Annotated in this window: 21 protein-coding genes; 10 read left to right on the top strand and 11 right to left on the bottom strand. The window is 64.2% G+C overall.

Annotated features, from left to right (window positions below; translation table 11 throughout):
• Positions 1-552: 552 nt before the first annotated feature.
• The 4 genes from KVX96_RS17445 to KVX96_RS17430 are packed head-to-tail and all read right to left on the bottom strand — an operon-like array spanning position 553 to position 3,910.
• On the bottom strand, positions 553-1,296 hold the full coding sequence (locus KVX96_RS17445) for an SDR family NAD(P)-dependent oxidoreductase (RefSeq protein WP_261196051.1): 744 nt from the start codon (positions 1,294-1,296) through the stop codon (positions 553-555).
• Positions 1,283-1,840: a DUF3833 domain-containing protein gene (locus tag KVX96_RS17440; protein ID WP_261196050.1), complete on the bottom strand. Its 558-nt coding sequence runs from the start codon at positions 1,838-1,840 to the stop codon at positions 1,283-1,285. Before KVX96_RS17440 ends, KVX96_RS17445 begins: the two co-directional genes overlap by 14 nt.
• Before the next feature lie 28 nt (positions 1,841-1,868).
• Positions 1,869-2,624, bottom strand: coding sequence for a DUF1365 domain-containing protein (locus KVX96_RS17435; RefSeq protein ID WP_261196049.1), 756 nt, complete (start codon positions 2,622-2,624; stop codon positions 1,869-1,871).
• On the bottom strand, positions 2,621-3,910 hold the full coding sequence (locus KVX96_RS17430; protein ID WP_261196048.1) for an NAD(P)/FAD-dependent oxidoreductase: 1,290 nt from the start codon (positions 3,908-3,910) through the stop codon (positions 2,621-2,623). Before KVX96_RS17430 ends, KVX96_RS17435 begins: the two co-directional genes overlap by 4 nt.
• Positions 3,911-4,201: 291 nt before the next feature.
• Here KVX96_RS17430 and KVX96_RS17425 point away from each other — a divergent pair, with 291 nt between their 5' ends.
• Both KVX96_RS17425 and KVX96_RS17420 read left to right on the top strand, forming a co-directional pair.
• Positions 4,202-4,717, top strand: a complete 516-nt coding sequence (locus KVX96_RS17425; RefSeq protein ID WP_261196047.1) for a sigma-70 family RNA polymerase sigma factor — start codon at positions 4,202-4,204, stop codon at positions 4,715-4,717.
• Between the two features lie 3 nt (positions 4,718-4,720).
• Positions 4,721-5,362 (top strand): ChrR family anti-sigma-E factor, encoded by a 642-nt coding sequence (locus KVX96_RS17420; RefSeq protein WP_261196046.1) that lies wholly within the window; start codon positions 4,721-4,723, stop codon positions 5,360-5,362.
• 61 nt (positions 5,363-5,423) lie between these two features.
• On the opposite strand, the gene KVX96_RS17415 is transcribed toward KVX96_RS17420, so the two are convergent.
• Complete coding sequence (locus KVX96_RS17415) at positions 5,424-6,590, bottom strand: AI-2E family transporter (protein ID WP_261196045.1); 1,167 nt, start codon at positions 6,588-6,590, stop codon at positions 5,424-5,426.
• Between the two features lie 108 nt (positions 6,591-6,698).
• Positions 6,699-7,796 (bottom strand): redox-regulated ATPase YchF, encoded by a 1,098-nt coding sequence (gene ychF, locus KVX96_RS17410; RefSeq protein ID WP_261196044.1) that lies wholly within the window; start codon positions 7,794-7,796, stop codon positions 6,699-6,701.
• 108 nt (positions 7,797-7,904) lie between these two features.
• On the opposite strand from ychF, the gene KVX96_RS17405 reads away from it, so the two are divergent.
• From KVX96_RS17405 to KVX96_RS17390, 4 genes are all read left to right on the top strand, one after another.
• Positions 7,905-8,330 carry a VOC family protein gene (locus KVX96_RS17405; protein ID WP_261196043.1) on the top strand — a complete coding sequence of 142 codons (426 nt, stop codon included), beginning with the start codon at positions 7,905-7,907 and terminating at the stop codon, positions 8,328-8,330.
• 86 nt (positions 8,331-8,416) lie between these two features.
• Positions 8,417-9,208, top strand: coding sequence for a tryptophan synthase subunit alpha (trpA, locus tag KVX96_RS17400; RefSeq protein ID WP_261196042.1), 792 nt, complete (start codon positions 8,417-8,419; stop codon positions 9,206-9,208).
• 104 nt (positions 9,209-9,312) lie between these two features.
• Entirely contained in the window at positions 9,313-10,050 is a 738-nt protein-coding gene (locus KVX96_RS17395; protein WP_261196041.1) for a hypothetical protein, read from the top strand.
• 138 nt (positions 10,051-10,188) lie between these two features.
• Entirely contained in the window at positions 10,189-11,352 is a 1,164-nt protein-coding gene (locus KVX96_RS17390) for an alpha-hydroxy acid oxidase (RefSeq protein ID WP_261196040.1), read from the top strand.
• A 133-nt stretch (positions 11,353-11,485) separates the two neighbouring features.
• Here the strand turns inward: KVX96_RS17390 and KVX96_RS17385 are convergent, their stop codons facing one another.
• Positions 11,486-12,652, bottom strand: coding sequence for an MFS transporter (locus tag KVX96_RS17385; RefSeq protein ID WP_261196039.1), 1,167 nt, complete (start codon positions 12,650-12,652; stop codon positions 11,486-11,488).
• A 241-nt stretch (positions 12,653-12,893) separates the two neighbouring features.
• Here KVX96_RS17385 and KVX96_RS17380 point away from each other — a divergent pair, with 241 nt between their 5' ends.
• The 4 genes from KVX96_RS17380 to KVX96_RS17365 all read left to right on the top strand — a co-directional run bounded on the left by KVX96_RS17380 (position 12,894) and on the right by KVX96_RS17365 (position 16,084).
• Positions 12,894-13,538 (top strand): 50S ribosomal protein L25/general stress protein Ctc, encoded by a 645-nt coding sequence (locus KVX96_RS17380; protein ID WP_261196038.1) that lies wholly within the window; start codon positions 12,894-12,896, stop codon positions 13,536-13,538.
• A 149-nt stretch (positions 13,539-13,687) separates the two neighbouring features.
• On the top strand, positions 13,688-14,389 hold the full coding sequence (gene pth / locus KVX96_RS17375) for an aminoacyl-tRNA hydrolase (RefSeq protein WP_261196037.1): 702 nt from the start codon (positions 13,688-13,690) through the stop codon (positions 14,387-14,389).
• Positions 14,390-14,466: 77 nt separating this feature from the next.
• Positions 14,467-15,630: a serine hydrolase domain-containing protein gene (locus KVX96_RS17370; RefSeq protein ID WP_261196036.1), complete on the top strand. Its 1,164-nt coding sequence runs from the start codon at positions 14,467-14,469 to the stop codon at positions 15,628-15,630.
• A gap of 70 nt (positions 15,631-15,700) precedes the next feature.
• Entirely contained in the window at positions 15,701-16,084 is a 384-nt protein-coding gene (locus tag KVX96_RS17365) for a DUF2237 family protein (protein ID WP_261196035.1), read from the top strand.
• 148 nt (positions 16,085-16,232) lie between these two features.
• Here KVX96_RS17365 and KVX96_RS17360 read toward each other — a convergent pair whose 3' ends face one another.
• The 4 genes from KVX96_RS17360 to trpB all read right to left on the bottom strand — a co-directional run bounded on the left by KVX96_RS17360 (position 16,233) and on the right by trpB (position 19,280).
• Positions 16,233-16,766: a helix-turn-helix transcriptional regulator gene (locus KVX96_RS17360; RefSeq protein WP_261196034.1), complete on the bottom strand. Its 534-nt coding sequence runs from the start codon at positions 16,764-16,766 to the stop codon at positions 16,233-16,235.
• Between the two features lie 36 nt (positions 16,767-16,802).
• Entirely contained in the window at positions 16,803-17,300 is a 498-nt protein-coding gene (locus tag KVX96_RS17355; RefSeq protein WP_261196033.1) for a hypothetical protein, read from the bottom strand.
• Between the two features lie 63 nt (positions 17,301-17,363).
• Positions 17,364-17,792: a PepSY domain-containing protein gene (locus KVX96_RS17350; RefSeq protein WP_261196032.1), complete on the bottom strand. Its 429-nt coding sequence runs from the start codon at positions 17,790-17,792 to the stop codon at positions 17,364-17,366.
• Positions 17,793-18,041: 249 nt separating this feature from the next.
• Positions 18,042-19,280 carry a tryptophan synthase subunit beta gene (gene trpB, locus KVX96_RS17345; protein WP_261196031.1) on the bottom strand — a complete coding sequence of 413 codons (1,239 nt, stop codon included), beginning with the start codon at positions 19,278-19,280 and terminating at the stop codon, positions 18,042-18,044.
• Positions 19,281-19,298 lie beyond the last annotated feature (18 nt).

The following is a 19,298-nucleotide window of genomic DNA, read 5'->3' as shown; positions in this document are numbered from 1 at the left end:
CGAACCTTCGCACATCTCATCCAGGAGGCTAATCCCGGATGAACTCATCTGTCTGATGCGTGCTCCAGTACCAAAAGATACCAGAAACCACATACAAGACAGTGAAGCTGTTAAATCTCATAATCGAACCCCCGTAAGAGCCCTAGAGACCAGATATGCAAAACGTCGATCCGTCGATACAGACCAAACCGCCCACATATCTCTTCAAGTCATCATCAATGTCAAAGAGCAAACCTAGCTCGGACCAAAAACAACCCAGATGCGCCCTAACTTGGTGCGGCGCGTCCAGCCTGCTTCTTCTCTGTGCTCGGCCACCTCGTTAACCGCTCGTCTGCGGCCCGTCTGATGTCCCGTCGTGCGCCTCAGCGCCGCCGGTGAGGGGCTATTTACGGATGGGGGCGGAGAGTCGCAAGGGGCAAAACGACAAAAATGTAAAAAAGGGCGATTTTTTTTGCCCGCCCCTGCCGGGAGTGCCTGTCTGAAGGGCGAAAGAGGTAACGGAAGACGCTGGAAGGCCGGGTTTTCCCCGAAACCGGCCTCAGCGGACAGGAATCAGCGTAGGGGCATCAGGCGGTAGAACCAGCTTGCCGGGAGGAATCGCCCGAGTCGGAACACCAGCGAAAAGGCGAAGGGGAAGCTTGTCTGGAACCGGCCGCTCTTCAGCGCGCCCATCACGTGGCCAGCGGCTTCCTCCGGGCTCATCAGGCCGGGCATGTTGAAGCTGTTCTTATCCGTCAGGCGGGTGCGGATGAAACCGGGGTGCACAAGCTGCACGGAGACGCCCGTGCCGCGGAGATCCGCATAGAGCGTTTCACCGAAGCTCATGAGCGCGGCCTTGCTGCCGCTGTAGCCCACCGCACCCGGCAGCCCCCGGAAGCCCGCGAGCGAGCCCACCAGAACGATCCGCCCGGACTTGCGGGCCAGCATGGCCGGCAGAATGCCGTGCACCGTGCGCAGCGCGCCATTGTAGTTGACCTCCATGATCTGCTCGGCCTTCTGCAGATCGAACGCGCGGCCGTTCATGGGATCGTAAGCTCCGGCGCAGTAGATGATGGCATCGACCTCTCCGGCCGCCGCGCACGCCGCCTCCACGGACGCGGCATCGGTGACATCCATCGGCAGCGCCGCAGCATCGCCCAGCTCTGCGGCAAGGGCGGTCAGCCGCTCGGCGTTGCGGGCCGACAACACAAGGGACGCGCCTTCCGCCACCAGAGCCTCTGCCAGCGCGCGTCCCAAGCCTTCGCTCGCACCGACGATCCAATAGCGCTTGCCGGTAAAGAGATCAGGCTTGGGCATCCCGGCCCCGCATCGTGGCGATCAGTTCGGCCACCTTGATTCCGGCTTTGCGCATCTCGGATTTGTTCATGATCGCGCCGTTTTCCATTAGGTACATCCAGTCGGTGACGTCCAGCACATGGCCGCCGGCATCTTCCTTCAGACGGATGCGGTAGGTCATGCGCACGGTTGCGCCCTCCATGCGGCCATGCGCCTTGCCGATGATGTCTTCTGCCTCGGCGGTGAAGGTGCCGTCATTGCCCATGGTCAGATGCCAGGCGCGGTTCTGCACATCGCCGGAGGAATATTGGAAACGCTCGGTCAAGGTGCCGCGGCTGCCTTCCCAACTGCCCTCCATCTCGGCCACAAAGCGCGACACGGCGCGGCCCGTCGGCCCGAAGATCACGCCTTCGGACAGGATCGGGCCGCTCAGGTGCGTGCGGATGTCAAACGCCGGCGTTGTACCGATGTATTGCGCGCTCTTCTGCGCGCGGAAACTCAGGAAATAGCTGCGGGCCGCGAGGAGCGCGAGCAGCAGAAACAGTGTCAGGGCGATCATCGACATGCCAGTGCCTCTTGGTTGGGGGTGGTCATCAGGAGATCTCCTGCGCGGGCGGCGGCACGGCGCGCCGGTAAGTGGCGCCGAGCAGCTTCAGACGCAGGGCCTGACGGTAAATCAAAATGACGGTGCGCAGCGCCCCGAGGGGGCGGCGCAGCAAGAGCGCGTGGGCAAGCCCGGCGCTGGTGAGCGGTTTGGCCTTGCCCGTGAGCGTGGCCACCACGCCTTCCGCGCCGTTTTCCAGCGTGATGCGGATGGCGATCTCCTGCGCTGTGATGCGGAAGCGGAACACGTAACGCCCCGCAATCTCCTGAAAGGGGGAGACGTAGAAGATCTTCTCGGCCTCGATCACGTCAGCGGGCGTGATCGGCCGAAAGCCCGGGTTGGCGCACATATAGCAGTGCCGCCCGCCGAAGGTGTTGTTCACCTCGGCGATCACCGCGAGCAGATCCTCGCCGCGTTGGGCAAGCCAGAAGCTGACCGGGTTGAACGTATAGCCAAGGCAGCGCGGCTGGGTCAGCAGGCGCAGATCGTAAGCTTCCGGCGCGAGCCCGCGCTCGTCAAACACGCGGCGCGCCCAAGCGGCCCCCTCCCCCTTGCCACGGGCCCCGCCGTGATCGGCGTCATGCACCGAAGCGAGGTTGAAGCGGTTGCGCGAGAAGAGCGCGCCGCGCGCCGGGGCATCCGGGTCGATCATCAGGAAATCGACACCGTAGCGGAAGGCATTGGAGATGCCGCCGCGCCGGGCGTGGGTCGTGGACCCGGGAATATGCAGGGGCGCAAAGCTCATGCCGCGAGGCTCACCTGGCTGTCGAGGCGCTCGGCCACGGCCACGGCGCTGGCAAAGCCATCCTCGTGGAAGCCGTGGCGCAGGTAGGCGCCGGCAAACCACGTGTTGTTCTCGCCCTGCAGCGCCTGCACGGCGGATTGGGCACGGATGGCGGCCAGATCGAAGACCGGGTGGCGGAACACCTTCTCATCGTAGATATGGCTCTCACGCACCGGCTGGCGCGGGTTGAGCGTCACGAAGAGCGGATCGCTTTCAGGGATCTGCTGCAGGCGGTTCATCCAGTAGCTCACGCCCACGGCGCTGCCTTCATCGGTGGATTCGGCCTTATAGACCCAGCTCGACCACGCATCGCGGCGGCGGGGCATCTGCAACTCGTCGCAATGCAGGATCATGCGGTTGTCCTGATAGGTGAGCGCCCCCAGCGCGGCGCGTTCAGCGGCGGTGGGCTGCTCCAGCAGGCGCAGGGCATCGTCCGAATGGCAGGCCATGATCACCTCGTCAAAAGCCTCGGCCTCACCATTCAGTGGCTTAACGATGACGCCCGCACCGGTGCGGCGCACGCCGGCGATCGGCGTGCCTGCGCGCAGGTCCACACCAGTCGCCGCAAGCCGGGCCTCAAGGCGCTTCACATATTCGATGCTGCCGCCGTCCACAGTCCACCATTGATGCTGGTGTTTGTGGCTCAGCAGCGCGTGGTTCTTGAAGAACTGCACGAGGGTGCGCGCGGGGAAAGAGCGGATCATCTCGGGCGGGGTGGACCAGATCGCGCCGCAGATCGGCGTGAGGTAGTAGCGCTGGAACCAGTCGCCCAGTTTCAGATCGCGCATCAGATCGTCGATCGTTACGTCATCGGACAGCGCAGCCGCTTCGGCGCGCTCATTGAAGCGCAGGATATCGCGCACCATGCGCCAGAAGGCCGGGCGCGCGGCGTTGCTGCGTTGGGCCAGCAGCGAGCGCGGCGTGCGCAGGCCGTATTCAATGCGGCCATTGTCGATGGAGGCCCCGAAGCTCATGTCACTCTTGATCACCGGCACGTCCAGATCGGCAAACATCGCCGTCAGATGCGGGTAGGTGGGATAGTTGAACACGATGAAGCCCGTATCCACCGGCTGATCGCCGTTCTTGCCCGCCACAACGGTGCGCGCATGGCCACCAAGGCGCGGCGCGGCTTCAAACAGCGTCACCTGATGGCGCGGGGCGAGCAGGTAGGCGGCGGCGAGGCCGGAGATCCCGCCCCCAACGATTGCAATACGTTTGAGGGGGGTTATGGGGGCATCGAATGACATGGGCAGTCCTGTGTTGTTTTGCAGAAGTTACGGCTCTGCAGGGCCACTGGATCACAGGAGGCTTAAAAACTCTGCCTTACGCAACGGCCACTAAAACTTTTTGACCTTTCCGGTGATCCGCTTGGCACTAGCTTGCGTAATGTGTGTATGGTTGCCCTGAGCGAAGATCTGAAAACGCATACGGGCCCGCTTTCGCGGGCTGCGCGGCGTTCTTCGGAGATACCGGCAGGGGGCAGCACACTGACAGACCGCGGCACCGAAGCGCATGACTTCAGCGAGCAGACCGTATGGATGCTCGCCGTGCGTGACAAACGCGATCGGGCGGCCTTTGGCTGCCTGTTCGATTTCTATGCGCCGCGTCTGAAAGCGATGGTCCTGCGCAGCGGGATCAGCGGCAACCACGCCGAGGACATCGTCCAGGACGTGTTGCTGACGGTCTGGAACAAGGCCGCCCAGTTCGATCCGCAGCGCGCAGGCGTTTCGGGCTGGATCTACCAGATTGCGCGCAACCGCCAGATCGACATGGCACGGAAATACAACCGCCCGGTTCCCGAGGAACTGAAGACAGAGGACCGGAGCGAGGACGACGCGGGGCAAGTGCTTGCCCTTGAACAGGAAACGGAGAAGCTGAAGCGAGCCCTGCAGGCGCTGCCGCCCGAACAGCGGGAGATGGTGGAGAAGGCCTACCTGGGTGAGCTGACCCATACGGACATCCGGGATGTGACGGGCCTTCCGCTCGGCACCATCAAATCCCGCATCCGTCTGGGGCTGGATCGGCTTCGTAACGAGTTGAAAGACCTACGCTAGACAATGTTCGACGTGAAGCATCATATCGCCGACGATCTGATGGCGGCCTATGCAGCAGGCTCCCTGCCGCACCCCTATGCTTTGGTGGTGGCCAGCCAGATCTCGATGAACGACGAAGCACGCGCCCGCTACGAGGCACAGCTTGCCGTGGGCGGCTCCGTGCTGGACGGGCTCGGTAGCTCCGAGATCAGCGGCGATTTCAAATCCCGGCTGATGGATATGCTGGACGATGCGCCGGCAGAGCCGATCCGCGCGCCGCGCCGCCCGCAGGGCGTGTTCCCCGCGCCGCTGATGGAGGCGATGAACGGCCGCCAGCCGAAATGGAAATCCCTCGGCTTCGGTGTGAAGCAATCCATCATCTACGCGGGTGAGGACGGCAGCACCCGGCTTCTGTATATCCCGGCTGGTCAGGCCGTGCCCGAGCATGGCCACAACGGCCTTGAAATGACGCTTGTGCTGCAAGGCGCCTTCTCGGATGAAGGCGGTCGCTACGGTGTGGGGGACGTGGAAGTGACCGACGAGGACGTGGATCACGTGCCCGTCGCCGAAGAGGGCCTGCCCTGCATCTGTGTTGCGGCCACCAATGCGCCCCTGCGGTTCAAAGGGTTCCTGCCCCGCATGCTGCAGCCGGTGTTCGGCATCTGACAGCCGCTAAACCTGAAAAATCGAGACGCGCCGCGCAGCCCCTGCCGGCGCGTTTTGCGTTTTAGCTCTCCGCTGCGTCCGCCTGCGCTTCGCCGCTGTCTTCCACGCCTTCGCTGTCGGCATAGCCCACCACATCGGCCAGCGTCGTCCAGATCGCCACGAAGAGCCCAGCGAGAACCGGGCCAAGCACAAGGCCCACCGCGCCGAACATCACGAGCCCGCCCAGAGTGCTGACGAGGATCAGGATGTCGTGCATCTTCGCATCCCGCCCCACGAGCGTCGGGCGCAGGATGTTGTCCACCGTTCCCACCACGGCCGCGCCCCAGATGCCAAGCCCCACGGCCGCGCCGGTAGAGCCGATGGCCAGCAGGTAAATGACGCCGAAGAAGATGATCAGCGTGGGCCCGATGCCCGGCACCACCGAGAACACCGCCATCACCACCGCCCAGAAAGCCGCGCCCTCGATCCCGACCATCCAGAAGCCGAAACCGCCCAGCGCCCCCTGCACCACGCCGATCAGCAGCGTGCCTTTCACCGTGGCCCGGCTCACCGACACAACCCGCTCCCACAGGAGCGCCTGCACATCCGGGCGCAGGCCGGTGTAGGAGAGCACGACGCGGGCGATGGGCGTTTTCATCTGCAGGAAGAAGAACATCGAGTAGAGATAGATGAAGCCAGCAAGCGCGAAACTCGCGGTGCTGCGCGTCAGCGAGGAGATGGTGGAGACAAGAAAGCCCGTCACCTCCGAGGCAATCGTCGCAGCTGCGGCGCGCAGGCGGGGCAGCAGCTCGTCCAGCGTATCGGGCGCGGTGACCCATTCGGGCAGCCATTCCGGCAACAGATCAGAGATCGTCAGCGCGTCCGGGTCGGCGGCCACGTTGTTGAGGATCCGCACCACAGAGCCCGCCACCCCAGCGGCCTGTTGCGAGGCCATGGCGATGATGCCCAGAAGCGGCAGCAGGATCAGGGCGGCCACGATGATCATCGTCAGGGTGCTGGCAATGACCCGATGCCCGCGCAGAAGCTTCTCGATCCGGTCAAACAGCGGCGCAGCCAGCGCGGCGCTGATGGCGGCCATGATCAAGGCGATCAGGAAGGGGCGCACCATGTTCAGAAAGCCCATGGTGATGAGCAAGGCAATCACGATCAGCGCCATCCAGCGCAACGCACTGACCGTTTGCGGATACTGCGCCTGAACGTCTTGCGCCGAGGTCGGCCTGCCTGCCATCTGCCTACACCGTTTCTGCCGTTTCTGCTTGACCGGCAGGCTAGCGTATCGCCGCGCGCAAGGCTTGCCTTTTTTGGCCCCTCAAAAGGCGCGCGGCGGCGAAAGCGATCAGGCGTTGAACAGGAAGTGGATCACGTCGCCGTCGGCCACGGTATAGGTCTTGCCTTCCGCGCGCATCTTGCCGGCGTCCTTGGCAGGCTGTTCGCCGCCAAGCGTCACATAATCATTATAGGCAATCGTCTCGGCCCGGATGAACCCGCGCTCGAAATCGCCGTGGATCACGCCTGCGGCCTGCGGAGCCAGCGCACCCTTGCGGATCGTCCAGGCGCGGGCCTCTTTCGGGCCGACGGTGAAATAGGTCTGCAGGTTCAGAAGCTGGTAGCCCGCGCGGATCAGCCGGTCGAGCCCAGCTTCCTCCAGCCCCATCTCGGAGAGGAACATCTCGGCCTCTTCCGCATCGAGCTGGCTGATCTCTTCCTCGATCTGGGCGGAGATGATTACATGGGCCGCGCCCTGCTCTTCTGCCATAGCCTTCACCTTGGCGGAGAATTCGTTGCCCTCAGCAGCGGAACCCTCATCCACGTTGCAGACGTAGAGGATCGGCTTGGTGGTGAGCAGCTGCAGGTTTTTCCACGCCTTGGCGTCCTCGGCGTCCACCTCCACAGTACGGGCCGGGCGGCCCTCTTCCAGCGCGGCCATGGCTGCCTTCAGCAGGCGCTCCTGCTGCACGGCTTCCTTGTCGCCGCCACGCACCTTACGGGTGATGTTCTGCAGGCGCTTCTCGATGCTCTCCATATCGGCCAGCATCAGCTCGGTTTCAATCGTCTCGGCATCGGCCACAGGATCAACACGGCCGTCCACATGGGTCACGTCGCCATCTTCAAAGCAGCGCAGCACATGGGCGATGGCGTCGGTTTCGCGGATGTTGGCCAGGAACTGGTTGCCGAGCCCTTCGCCCTTGGAGGCGCCCTTCACGAGGCCCGCGATGTCCACGAAGGTCATCCGCGCCGGGATGATCTGCTTGGAGCCCGCGATCCCGGCCAGCGTGTCCAGCCGCGCGTCGGGCACGGCGACGTCGCCCACGTTGGGCTCGATGGTGCAGAAGGGGAAGTTCGCGGCCTGCGCGGCGGCGGTTCTGGTCAGCGCATTGAAGAGCGTGGATTTGCCGACGTTCGGCAAGCCGACGATACCCATCTTGAAGCCCATGGCCCTTGTCCTTCCGATCGCGTTTGAAAACTCGCAGGCCTCATAGGCCCTGCGCGGCTGCGGGGCAAGGGGCCTTGTGGTAGACTGCCCGGCAGAGAGGAGCCCGCCATGACCCCCACCCCCTACCTCACGTTTCAAGGAAATTGCGCCGAGGCGCTGGCCTTCTATGCCGATGTCTTCGGCGGCACGATCGATATGATGTCCAAGGCCAGCGAGATGCCCGACGCCATGCCCGGCCCGCTGCCACCGGAGAAAGCCGACTGGATCATGCACGGCAGCATCGCCTTTGACGGCGGCGCGCTTTTCGCCAGCGACGACATCATGGGCGGCACGCCCCCGATGCAGGGCGCGTCGATCCACATGGATTTCGCCACGGCGGCGGAAGGGGCCACGGCCTTTGAGCGGCTGGCGGAGGGCGGCGAGGTGCAGATGCCCTATCAGGCCACCTTCTGGACGCCGGGTTTCGGCACCCTGCGCGATCGTTTCGGCATCAACTGGATGATCAGCACCACCGAGCCACTGCCCGACGCCTGACACAGCTTGCGTGTTTTCGGCTTGCCCCATTGCTTTTCCGGCAAAACTTTTGCACATCGGATCGTGCTCTGACCGAAGGACGCCCAATGACACGTATCGACGCCAAATTTGCCGAACTCGCCACCGCCGGAAAGAAAGCCTTCGTGGCTTACGTCATGGCCGGTGACCCCGATTACGAGACCTCGCTTGAGGTCGTGAAAGGGCTGCCCGGTGCCGGTGTCGACGTGATCGAACTGGGCGTGCCCTTCACCGATCCGATGGCCGATGGCCCCACGATCCAGCTCGCCGGGCAGCGTGCGCTGGAAGGTGGCATGACGCTGCAGAAGACGCTCGATCTGGCCACCGAGTTCCGCAAGGAAGATCAGACGACGCCGATCGTGATGATGGGCTACTACAACCCGATCTACAACCGCGGCGTCGCCCGCTTCCTTGAGGACGCGAAAGCCGCCGGCATCGACGGGCTGATCGTGGTGGACCTCCCGCCGGAAGAGGATTTCGAGCTCTGCATCCCCGCTCAGGCTGCCGGGCTGAACTTCATCCGCCTCGCCACCCCCACAACCGATGACCGCCGCCTGCCCAAGGTGCTGCAGAACACCTCGGGCTTTGTTTATTACGTCTCGATCACCGGCATCACCGGCTCGGCCGAAGCGCAAGCGGGCGACGTTGGCCCCGAAGTGGCCCGCATCAAGGCCGCCGCCAACCTGCCCGTGATCGTCGGCTTCGGCGTCAACACGCCCGAGAAGGCCGAAGCGATTGCCAGCGTGGCCGATGGCACCGTTGTCGGCTCCGCCATCGTCAAGCTGATCGGCGAAGGCAAACCGCCCGCCGAGGTGCTGGCCTTCGTCAAGACGCTCGCTGACGGCGCACACCGCGCCTGAAGCGGCGCGCCCACACGAAATCCTGCCGCGCCCGGCATCCGGCACTTTTCTTCCGGCGCGGCACCCCCTAGCGTTGCGGCACTTCTGATTTCTGGATTGCCGCAATGCCTTCTCCCACGAATTTCGTTCTTCTCAGCAATGCCCGCTCGGGCACGACCCTTGTCACGAGCACCCTGAACTCCCATCCGCAGATTTGCTGCCACGGGGAGATCTTCCACCCCAAACCCAAATTCCACTTCCGCGAGATCTGGGCCGATCACAATGATCCCGCCGATTATGCTGATCGCCCGCTCGCGCTTGCCCGTGCCGTGCTGGAGGATCCCCGAACAGCAGAGGCCTATCCGATCATTGGCTTCAAGATGTGGAAGGCACAGGCCCCCGGCGCCTGCAAGGCGCTTTGCGGCGATCCCTCCGTGCGCAAGATCATTCTCGAGCGCAAGAACAAGCTGGCGACCTATTCTTCCGGCATGCTCGCTAAGCAGACGGGTGTCTGGAATGTGCCAAGCGACAAGAAGAACCTCGATCTTGCGCCTGAGAAGCTGCCATTCAACGGCGATCGCTTCCGCAAATATGTGGAAACCCAGCGCAGCGTCTTCGACTTCTACGACAGCCACGTGGCAGGGGACGTGTACCGCCTCGCCTATCAGGAGGTGAATGCGAAGGCGTTTGCCGATCTTCTGGCCTTCCTCGGGGCCCCGGCGGCGGAACTGGAAGTCGGCAAGAAGAAGCTGCACCCCTCCGACATCCTCGGACGCTACGCCGAAGAGCGCCACGACGAGATCCGGCGCACCCTCGATGCGCTCGGCCACCCGGAATGGATCACCGAAGAGATGGCCGCCTGAGAGAAGGCCCCCTGAGCCGCATCACGCTCCCTCTCCCCGGCCCGACAGGCTCCGCCCCCACGCGGAGCCTTTTTTCTTGCGCGAATACCTCCGTATTGGTAACAAGTTTTTACCAATATAGCCTGCAGGACAGCCGCCATGCCCGTCATCACCGAAATCGAAGACCTCCGCCGCATCTACAAACGGCGCGTGCCGAAGATGTTCTACGATTATGCCGAGACGGGAAGCTGGACCCAGCAGACCTTCCGCGAGAACACCACCGATTTCGCCCAGATCCGCCTGCGCCAGCGCATCGCCAAGGACATGGCCGGGCGCACGACGAAGCGGAAGATGCTGGGCGAAGAATGGGCGATGCCGGTGGCGCTGGCCCCAGTGGGGCTCTGCGGCATGCAGCACGCCGACGGCGAGATCAAGGCCGCCCGTGCAGCCGAGAAATTTGGCGTGCCCTTCACGCTTTCCACCATGTCGATCTGCTCAATCGAGGATGTGGCCGAGCACACCGACAAGCCCTTCTGGTTTCAAGTCTACACCCTGAAAGACGATGATTTCATGCGCCGCCTCATTGGCCGCGCTAAGGATGCGAAGTGCTCCGCGCTGGTGATCACGGTGGATCTTCAGGTCATGGGCCAGCGCCACAAGGATCTGAAGAACGGCCTCTCTGCCCCGCCCAAACCGACCCCGGCCGCCATTTTCGACACCGCTTTCCGCTGGCGGTGGGCGCTTGGCATGGCGCAAACGAAGCGGCGCTTCTTCGGCAATATCGTCGGCCACGCCAAAGGCGTGTCGGACGCCAGCTCGCTGTCGTCCTGGACGGCGGAGGCCTTTGATCAGTCGCTCGACTGGGCGCGGATCAAGGAGCTGCGCGACATGTGGGATGGCCCGGTGATCCTCAAAGGGATTCTGGACGTGGAAGACGCCAAACAGGCGCTAAACGTGGGCGCGGATGCCATCGTCGTCTCCAACCACGGCGGCCGCCAGTTGGACGGCGCGCTTTCCTCCATCCGCATGCTGCCTGCGATCATGGATGCGGTGGGCGACAAGATGGAAGTCCATTTCGACAGCGGCATCCGCTCCGGTCAGGACGTGCTGAAAGCCTGCGCTCTTGGTGCGACGGGCACGATGATCGGACGCGCCTTCGTCTACGGGCTTGGCGCGATGGGCGAAGAGGGGGTGAGCACCGCGCTCAAGGTGATCCACAAGGAGCTCGACACCTCCATGGCGCTCTGCGGCAAGCGCGACATCAACGATGTGGACCGCGATATCCTTCTGGTGCCGGAAGGCTTTGAAGGGCGTTGGATGTGAAGCGCTGAGCGCCTGATCGGGCGGGTGCGGAACGCGCCCGCCCCGTTGCGAAAAGCACGCCTCCGGCGTGACGGGCGGTCAGGCGCGTGCCTGTTTCCAGCGAAACAGGCGTTACAAACTTCTGGGTGAGCGCTCAGGCCCCGTCCCGCGTCGGGAACTGGCCCAGCTTCCAGATCGCCGGCAGGATCAGCGCGACGATCGCGGCGGCGAACAGGAAGGCCACGCGCAAACCGGCAAATTCCGACACCAGCCCCATCAGCGTCGGCCCGGCAAAAAAGCCGATGAAGCCCAGCATCCACGCCCGCGAGATCGCGACGCCGATCAGATGCTCTGGCACTCGCTTGCCCAGCACCGAATTGGCTGAGGGCACGATCACCGCCATGCCAAGCCCAAGGATGCCCACCCCGAGGATCACCACCTCTTTGGTGGGCGCTAGCGCGATCACCACCGCGCCGATGGCCCCCAGCAGCGCCGAATAGAAGATCACACGCGTTTCGCCGAGCCGCTCGGAGAAGAACTGCCCCGACAGCCGCCCGAAGCCCATCATCAGCCCCAGCATGAAGGGCCCATAGCCGCCCTCCCCCGCCGGTGCGCCCAGCGTGCGCTCGATGTGAAGGGCCGACCAGGCCTCCGTTGCGTTCTCGCCGATGAAACTCGCCAGCAGGATCACGCTGGTCAGGAACACCGCCATCCATGGCATCTGCGCCGCCGCTCCGCCCTCGGACCCGGCGCTCTCTTCAACATCCACCCGCCCGCGCCCGGCCCACATGATGGCGACAAGCCCTAGGCTCACCGCCGCCAGAACCGGGAGGATCGCCTCCGGCCCGTATCCGGCTTTGCGCGCAAAGCCCGTGAAAAGCGCGGTGAAGCCGAAAGCGAAGGAAAAGGCCGCGTGGTTCACGTTCATCAAGTGCAGCTTGTGGCGCGCCTCCAGCACGCCTAGCCGCATGTTGGCGGAGATGTCGAGCATGGCCACGCTCATGCCGATCCCGAGAAAGGCCAGCGCCAGCCCCGGCACGCTGCCCGCCAGCAACGGGAAGAAGAAGGCCGCCGCCAGCGCCACCCCGAAGACAGGCAGCACGCTGCGCCCCAGCAAGGCCCCTGCGCGCGGCGCGAGGTACATCGAGGTGATCCCCCCCACCGCCGAAACCATCATCGCCAGCCCGAAATCCGCATCCGAGGCATTCACCCCGGCCTTGATGTCGGGCACCAGCGCGGAAAAGCCGCCCCAGAACACGCCCACGGCGGCAAGGGCGGCCATGGGGGCGCGGGAAATGGCGAGGGTCTGCCGGAAAGACATGGCGAAAGGCTCCGCTTGGGGTGATTTGCGAAAGGGCTGCCGCTTGGCCCGGCCCGCGTTCCATGGCACCCTAGCCAGCGATGTTAGCGCTGCCAATAGCCTTCGCCCGACGCGGGCCAAGCCGCGCTTGAAGCCGGGGAAGAATCGGCTTTCCTTTTCAGGCTTTCTGACCTATACGCGCGACTTCACCGGGCCATACACCCTTGGAGGATGGCCCAACAACACACCTAGGAGAATTCCAATGGCTGGTCAGATTCCTGATCTTGAAGTCACGGTGCGCACGGGGACAGGCAAGGGGGCCGCTCGTCAAGCACGCCGCGAGGGCCTCGTGCCCGGCATCGTTTACGGCGGTGGTGAAGATCCGCTCGCGATCAACATCCCCTACAACGTCCTGTTCAAAAAGCTGAAAGAGGGCCGCTTCCTCTCCACGCTTTTCAACCTGAAGGCCGAAGGCCACGAGGACGTCCGCGTGATCTGCCGCAACGTGCAGCGCGACGTTGTGAAAGATCTGCCGACGCACCTCGACCTGATGCGCCTGCGCCGCACCTCGAAAATCAACCTCTTCATCCCCGTCGAGTTCATCAACCACGATGAAGCTCCGGGCCTGAAGCGTGGCGGCGTTCTGAACGCTGTGCGCCCCGAGGTTGAGCTGATCGTTGTCGCTGGCGACATCCCCGAGAAGCTGGTTGTGGACCTTGCTGGCCTGAACATCGGCGACACTGTGACGATCTCTGCCATCACACTGCCCGCCGGCACCAAGCCGACGATCGACCGTGACTTCGTGATCGCCAACATCACCGCGCCGTCCGGCCTGCGCTCTTCCGACAACGAAGAGGGCGAAGGCGAAGCCGAAGAGGCCGCAGCCGAGGAAGCCACCGAAGAGTAATCTTCCCCCGCTTCGCGACACCAAAAGAACGCGGAAGGTGCCCACCTTCCGCGTTTTTCTTTGCCCGCTGCCTTGCGCGCGCCGCCCTTGCGGCACCGGGGCCGCACCGCTAGGACAAGATCACGCAACCGCCCACACCGGAGCAGCCCATGCAGATCTTCGTTGGCCTCGGCAATCCCGGGGCGAAATACGCCGCAAACCGCCACAACATCGGCTTCATGGCGCTGGACCGGATCGCCGAGGATCACGGCTTTGCGCCGTGGCGCGGCAAGTTCCAGGGATCGGTCAGCGAAGGGCGGCTGGGCAGCGAGAAGGTCGTGCTGCTCAAGCCCGAAACCTTCATGAACCTCTCGGGCCAATCGGTCGGCGAGGCGATGCGCTTTTACAAGCTCACCCCGGCGGATGTGACGGTGTTCCACGACGAGCTCGATCTCGCGCCTGGCCGGCTGAAGGTGAAAACCGGCGGCGGCCATGCGGGCCACAACGGGCTGCGCTCGATCCACCAGCACATCGGCGAAGCCTACCGCCGCGTGCGCATGGGCATCGGCCACCCGGGCAACAAGAACGCCGTCTCCGCCTATGTGCTGCGCGATTTCGCCAAGGCGGAACAGGACTGGCTCGACGACGTGCTGCGCGGTGTCTCCGACGGGGCCGCCGATCTGGCCAAGGGCGATGCAGGGCGCTTTATGAATGCCGTGGCCCTGCGAGTGAACCCGCCACAGAACAAGGCGCGCGAGGGAAAGCCCGCCCCTGCGCCCAAGGCCGAAAAACCCGCGCACCCCACGCCGGGAACTCCGGCCGAAAGCGACGCGCGCTCACCGCTGCAAAAGCTTGTGGACAAGTTCCGCTAACCGCCCTCCCCTTGCCGCTGCGTCATGTTTGCCGGGCCGCGCCCGCCGTGCTTCCTTGCGGCCAAAGGGAGGACATCATGAAAAGATTGCTCAAGGGCCTTGGTTTCGTGCTTCTGGCCGCCGTGCTGGCTGCGGCCATCATCGGCATCTGGAAACGCGAGGAAATCACCCGCCTGCTCGCGGTGAATTCGCTGTTCTCCGAGGAAAAGATCGTCGGCAATTTCTCCAACATGGATCGTGCCTTCCTCCATGTCGAGGTGCCGCGCGGCGACGGCCCGGTGAGCGATCTGCCCCGTGGGGCCGAGGCCGCGATGCCGGGCGGCTATGAGGACTGGGTACAGGCCCGCACCGTGACGGCCATCGTGGCCCTGAAGAACGGCGAGATCCGGCACGAGGCCTACTATCAGGGCACCACGGAAGAGGATCGCCGGATTTCGTGGAGCGTGGCAAAAAGCTATCTCTCCGCCCTGCTCGGCGTGCTGCTGGACGAAGGCGCGATTGGCTCGATCGAAGATCCCGTCACCCAATATGTGCCCAGTCTTGCGGGCACAGCCTATGAGGGGGCCAGCATCCGCAACGTGCTGAACATGGCCAGCGGCGTGGTGTTTGACGAGGATTACCTCGACCCCAATTCCGACATCAACCAGATGGGCCGTGCCATCGCGCTGGGGCAATCGCTGGATGATTTCACCCGTGGCCTGACCGAAAGCTTCGCCGCGCCGGGCGAGACATGGCAGTATGTCTCGATCGACACCCATGTGATCGGCATGGTGATCCGGGGCGCGACGGGGCGCTCGGTGGCTGAACTGCTGAGCGAGAAGGTCATCGCGCCGCTGGGGTTGGAGCAGAGCCCCTATTACGTGACCGACGGGGAAAGCGTGGCCTTCGTGCTGGGCGGGCTGAACCAGCGCACCCGCGATTACGCCCGCTTCGGCCAGATGGTGCTGCAGGGCGGTTCCTACGGCGGCGTGCAGGTGGTGCCGCAGGCCTGGCTCGCGGCCTCCACGGCGGCCAGCGCGCCCAAGGAAGACGGCGGCATGGGCTATGGCTTCCAGTGGTGGCTGCCCAAGAATGCCGAGCCCGGCGAGTTCCTCGCGCAAGGAGTCTATGGGCAATACATCTATTTCAACACACGCCTCGGGGTGGTGATCGCCTCCAACGCCGCCGACAGGGGCTTTCGCGGCGAAGGCGTCAGCGACGCAAACATCGCCATGTTCCGTGCCATCGCGGCTGCGCTCTGAACGCCCAGCCCCCTTGCCTTGTGGGCTGAGGCCGCTAGCGTCTTCCGGGCATCCAACCGGGAGACGCGCAATGGATATGGACCCGTCCGTCAACATCTTCGGCGAACCGCTGATCCCCTGCTCGTCCGAGCCGGTGACGGGCTTCTTCCGCGATTGCCACTGCAACACCAGTGCGCGGGATGCGGGCTCTCACACCGTCTGCGCGGTGATGACGGCGGAATTTCTCGCCTTCTCGAAATACGTGGGCAACGATCTGTCGACGCCCCGGCCCGAGTTCGGGTTTGTCGGGCTGAAGCCCGGCGATCACTGGTGCCTCTGCGCCGGGCGTTTCCTGCAGGCCGCGCAGGAGGGTTGCGGGCCGCAAGTGAAGCTGACGGCGACCCATGCGAAGGCGCTGGAGATCGTGCCGCTCGATGTGCTGACCGCCCACGCAGAGGATGCGCGTCCGGCTTAAAACGGCGCCCTTGCGGGCGCCTTTCTTGCCTCCGGCGGGGATATTTTGGCCAAGATGAAGTTTGGAGCGTTTCGAGTTTATCCCAACGCACCGTCCATCGCTTTTCGTGTTCGACCGAAGGGAGAGGCCGCGCAGAAGCGGTACAAGCTCACTCCGAAACGCTTTTGCGCGATGGGGCCTGATCCTTCGATTGCAGCGCCAGCCCCTCGCCCATCAGATCCTCGATGAACCCGGTCAGCAGTTGCGGACGCCCGGTGACGCCGGCCTTGCGGTAGATCGCATTGGTTTGCGCCTTCACCGTGCCTTCCGAGGTGGCGCGGGCGGCGGCGATTTCGGCCGTGCTGAAGCCTTTGATCGACAGCAGGGCGACGTCCCGTTCGGCCGGTGTGAGGCGCCAATCGCGGAAGCGCTCCTCCAGCACCTCCTGAAAGGCACCCGAGGCCAGCCGCAGCTGGCTTTCGGCCCGGCGGCCGCGCGTCCAGACCTCCCGGAAGGCGATCCAGCCGAGCCCCATGCCGAGCAGAAGGCCGAGGGCTGCGCCGATTTCCATGAATTCGCGGGTCCGCCAGCTGATCGGCTCGCTGCGCGCGCCGAGGAGATCCACGGCGGATTCGCCAACAAAGAAGACGGCACAAGCCGCCTGCAGCAGGACAAGCGCGATCAGGACCACGCCCCGCGTCATAGCCGGGAAGCCTTTGGCACCGAAAGGCGCGATGGCTCAGTCATCGCCGCGATCCCCGCCGCGATCGTCGTCGTCATCCTCATCATCGTCGTCCCGGTCATCACCGCCACCGCCAGACCCGCCGCCAGAGCTGCCGCCTGAAGTGCCCCCAGAGCTGCCCCCGGAGCTTCCACTAGAGGCCCCGCCACCGGAGCTGCCAGAGCTCCCGGACCCACCGCCACTGCTGCCAGAACTGCCCGAGCTGCTGCCGTCCGGCGCGATCAGGCGGCTGCGCTCGGCGTTGCGGATGTGATCGCGCAGGATCTCGCCCGTGGATGGGTTGAGGATGATCTCGCGCTCCTTGCCCGGCGCTGTCGCAACAATACGGGTGCGGCCAAGCAGGGTGCGGCTGACGGCGATGCGATTGTAGCCCATGTCCTGCAGCTGGCTCGTGATGCGATCCACCACACCGCTGGCCTGACCCGTGGAGGCCATGAAGGCGAAAGCGAGCACGATCAGGCTGCGCTTGAACAGATGCATGTATGTCTCTCCCATGCGCCGGGCCCCTGTGGGACGACAGGGGCCCGGGCCGATCAGTCTGTTGGGGTATCTAGGGCGTCAGTCGTCGCCGTCATCCCCATCGTCGTCGTCATCATCGTCGTTGTCGTCGTCATCATTGTCATCGTCGTCGCGGTCATCGGTGTCGTCGTCATCCTCACGATCGTCATCATCATGATCGTCATCACGATCATCTTCACGATCATCGTCCTCATCGTCGTCGCGGTCGAGCCCGGCGATGCGGAAGCCTTCCTCTTCCTCGTCCTGATCGTCGCGGATGAGATCGCCCGTCAGCCGGTTGTAGACATATTCGACCGTTTCATCGCCCCGTGTGGCCTCGAAGGTGATCTGGGTCAGGCTGCGGGTGATTTCGATCCGCTCGTAGCCCTGCTGGGCCAGATCGCGGACCACGCGATCCCGCAGGGTGTCGGCCGATGCGGCGCCGCCGAGAAAGACGAGAGCGGTGGTGAGGGTCAGTGCGCGTTTCATGGGGTCGTCCTTTTGCTATGGGACGGCACGCTTGGGTGCCGGTGTCGCAAGAGGAGCGCAGAACGTACCGCCCGGCCATGGCCCTGCGGTTTAGTTCGGGCCGTCTAAACCGACGGAACAGGGGCATAAACCGGGGTTTATGCGCTGGAGCGGGGAGCGGGGGGCCAAAAAAAGAAAACGGCGCCCTTGCGGGCGCCTTTCCTGCCTCCGGCGGGGATATTTCGGCCAAGATGAAACGGCGGGTGCGCCTTAATCCTTGGCTTCCATCCCGAAGCCAAGGGCTTTGGCGACGGTGAAGATATCCTTGTCACCCCGGCCGCACATGTTCATGACGATGATGTGATCCTTGGGCAGCGTGGGCGCGATCTTGATCACATGGGCCAGTGCGTGGGAGGGCTCCAGCGCGGGGATGATGCCTTCCTGTGTGCAGCAGAACTGGAAGGCCTCCAGCGCTTCGGCATCGGTGATCGAGACATATTGCGCGCGGCCGATATCGTGCAGCCAGCTGTGCTCCGGGCCGATGCCCGGGTAATCGAGGCCCGCCGAGATCGAGAAGCCTTCGAGGATCTGGCCGTCGTCGTCCTGCAGCAGGTAGGTGCGGTTGCCGTGCAGCACGCCGGGACGGCCACCGGTGAGAGAGGCGCAGTGCTCCATCTTCTCGTTCACGCCCTTGCCGCCGGCCTCGACGCCGATGATGTTGACGCTCGGATCATCGAGGAAGGGGTAGAAGAGCCCCATGGCGTTGGACCCGCCACCGATGGCGGCGATGATCGTGTCGGGCAGGCGGCCTTCGCCTTCGTGGGCCTGCAGCTGTTCGCGGGTTTCCTTGCCGATAATGGCCTGGAAATCGCGCACCATTGCCGGATAGGGGTGCGGGCCGGCCACGGTGCCGATGCAGTAGAAGGTGTCGCGCACGTTGGTGACCCAATCGCGCAGCGCGTCGTTCATGGCGTCCTTCAGGGTGCCGCGGCCCGAGGTGACGGGCACGACTTCGGCACCCAGCAGGCGCATGCGGAAGACGTTGGGGGCCTGACGCTCCACATCATGCGCGCCCATGTAGACGACGCATTTCAGGCCGAAGCGCGCGCAGACGGTGGCCGTGGCCACGCCATGTTGGCCTGCGCCTGTTTCGGCGATGATGCGGGTTTTGCCCATGCGGCGGGCAAGCAGGATCTGGCCCAGCACGTTGTTGATCTTATGGGCGCCGGTGTGGTTCAGCTCATCGCGCTTGAGATAGATCTTCGCGCCGCCAAGAGCTTCCGTCATCCGCTCGGCGTAGTAGAGCGGGCTCGGGCGGCCGACGTAATGGGTCCAGAGATCGTCCATCTCGGCCCAGAAGCTTTCGTCCGTCTTGGCGTTTTCGTATTCGGCTTCCAGATCGAGGATCAGCGGCATGAGGGTTTCGGAGACGAAGCGTCCGCCGAAATCGCCGAAGCGGCCGTTTTCATCGGGGCCGTTCATGAAGCTGTTGAAAAGATCGTCCGCCATTGCGCCTACTCCTGTCAG

This window comes from Pseudoruegeria sp. SHC-113, from assembly GCF_025376885.1.
Lineage (GTDB): Bacteria > Pseudomonadota > Alphaproteobacteria > Rhodobacterales > Rhodobacteraceae > Pseudoruegeria.
The sequence above is the reverse complement of the archived record's forward strand: the minus strand, read 5'-3'. Positions and strand labels throughout refer to the sequence as shown.

Excerpts from the sequence above, each read along its gene's own strand:
- KVX96_RS17445 (WP_261196051.1), bottom strand. The coding sequence starts at position 1,296 with ATGCCCAAGCCTGATCTCTTTACCGGCAAGCGCTATTGGATCGTCGGT.
- KVX96_RS17440 (WP_261196050.1), bottom strand. The coding sequence starts at position 1,840 with ATGTCGATGATCGCCCTGACACTGTTTCTGCTGCTCGCGCTCCTCGCG.
- KVX96_RS17435 (WP_261196049.1), bottom strand. The coding sequence starts at position 2,624 with ATGAGCTTTGCGCCCCTGCATATTCCCGGGTCCACGACCCACGCCCGG.
- KVX96_RS17430 (WP_261196048.1), bottom strand. The coding sequence starts at position 3,910 with ATGTCATTCGATGCCCCCATAACCCCCCTCAAACGTATTGCAATCGTT.
- KVX96_RS17425 (WP_261196047.1), top strand. The coding sequence starts at position 4,202 with ATGCTCGCCGTGCGTGACAAACGCGATCGGGCGGCCTTTGGCTGCCTG.
- KVX96_RS17420 (WP_261196046.1), top strand. The coding sequence starts at position 4,721 with ATGTTCGACGTGAAGCATCATATCGCCGACGATCTGATGGCGGCCTAT.
- KVX96_RS17415 (WP_261196045.1), bottom strand. The coding sequence starts at position 6,590 with ATGGCAGGCAGGCCGACCTCGGCGCAAGACGTTCAGGCGCAGTATCCG.
- ychF (WP_261196044.1), bottom strand. The coding sequence starts at position 7,796 with ATGGGCTTCAAGATGGGTATCGTCGGCTTGCCGAACGTCGGCAAATCC.
- KVX96_RS17405 (WP_261196043.1), top strand. The coding sequence starts at position 7,905 with ATGACCCCCACCCCCTACCTCACGTTTCAAGGAAATTGCGCCGAGGCG.
- trpA (WP_261196042.1), top strand. The coding sequence starts at position 8,417 with ATGACACGTATCGACGCCAAATTTGCCGAACTCGCCACCGCCGGAAAG.
- KVX96_RS17395 (WP_261196041.1), top strand. The coding sequence starts at position 9,313 with ATGCCTTCTCCCACGAATTTCGTTCTTCTCAGCAATGCCCGCTCGGGC.
- KVX96_RS17390 (WP_261196040.1), top strand. The coding sequence starts at position 10,189 with ATGCCCGTCATCACCGAAATCGAAGACCTCCGCCGCATCTACAAACGG.
- KVX96_RS17385 (WP_261196039.1), bottom strand. The coding sequence starts at position 12,652 with ATGTCTTTCCGGCAGACCCTCGCCATTTCCCGCGCCCCCATGGCCGCC.
- KVX96_RS17380 (WP_261196038.1), top strand. The coding sequence starts at position 12,894 with ATGGCTGGTCAGATTCCTGATCTTGAAGTCACGGTGCGCACGGGGACA.
- pth (WP_261196037.1), top strand. The coding sequence starts at position 13,688 with ATGCAGATCTTCGTTGGCCTCGGCAATCCCGGGGCGAAATACGCCGCA.
- KVX96_RS17370 (WP_261196036.1), top strand. The coding sequence starts at position 14,467 with ATGAAAAGATTGCTCAAGGGCCTTGGTTTCGTGCTTCTGGCCGCCGTG.
- KVX96_RS17365 (WP_261196035.1), top strand. The coding sequence starts at position 15,701 with ATGGATATGGACCCGTCCGTCAACATCTTCGGCGAACCGCTGATCCCC.
- KVX96_RS17360 (WP_261196034.1), bottom strand. The coding sequence starts at position 16,766 with ATGACGCGGGGCGTGGTCCTGATCGCGCTTGTCCTGCTGCAGGCGGCT.
- KVX96_RS17355 (WP_261196033.1), bottom strand. The coding sequence starts at position 17,300 with ATGGGAGAGACATACATGCATCTGTTCAAGCGCAGCCTGATCGTGCTC.
- KVX96_RS17350 (WP_261196032.1), bottom strand. The coding sequence starts at position 17,792 with ATGAAACGCGCACTGACCCTCACCACCGCTCTCGTCTTTCTCGGCGGC.
- trpB (WP_261196031.1), bottom strand. The coding sequence starts at position 19,280 with ATGGCGGACGATCTTTTCAACAGCTTCATGAACGGCCCCGATGAAAAC.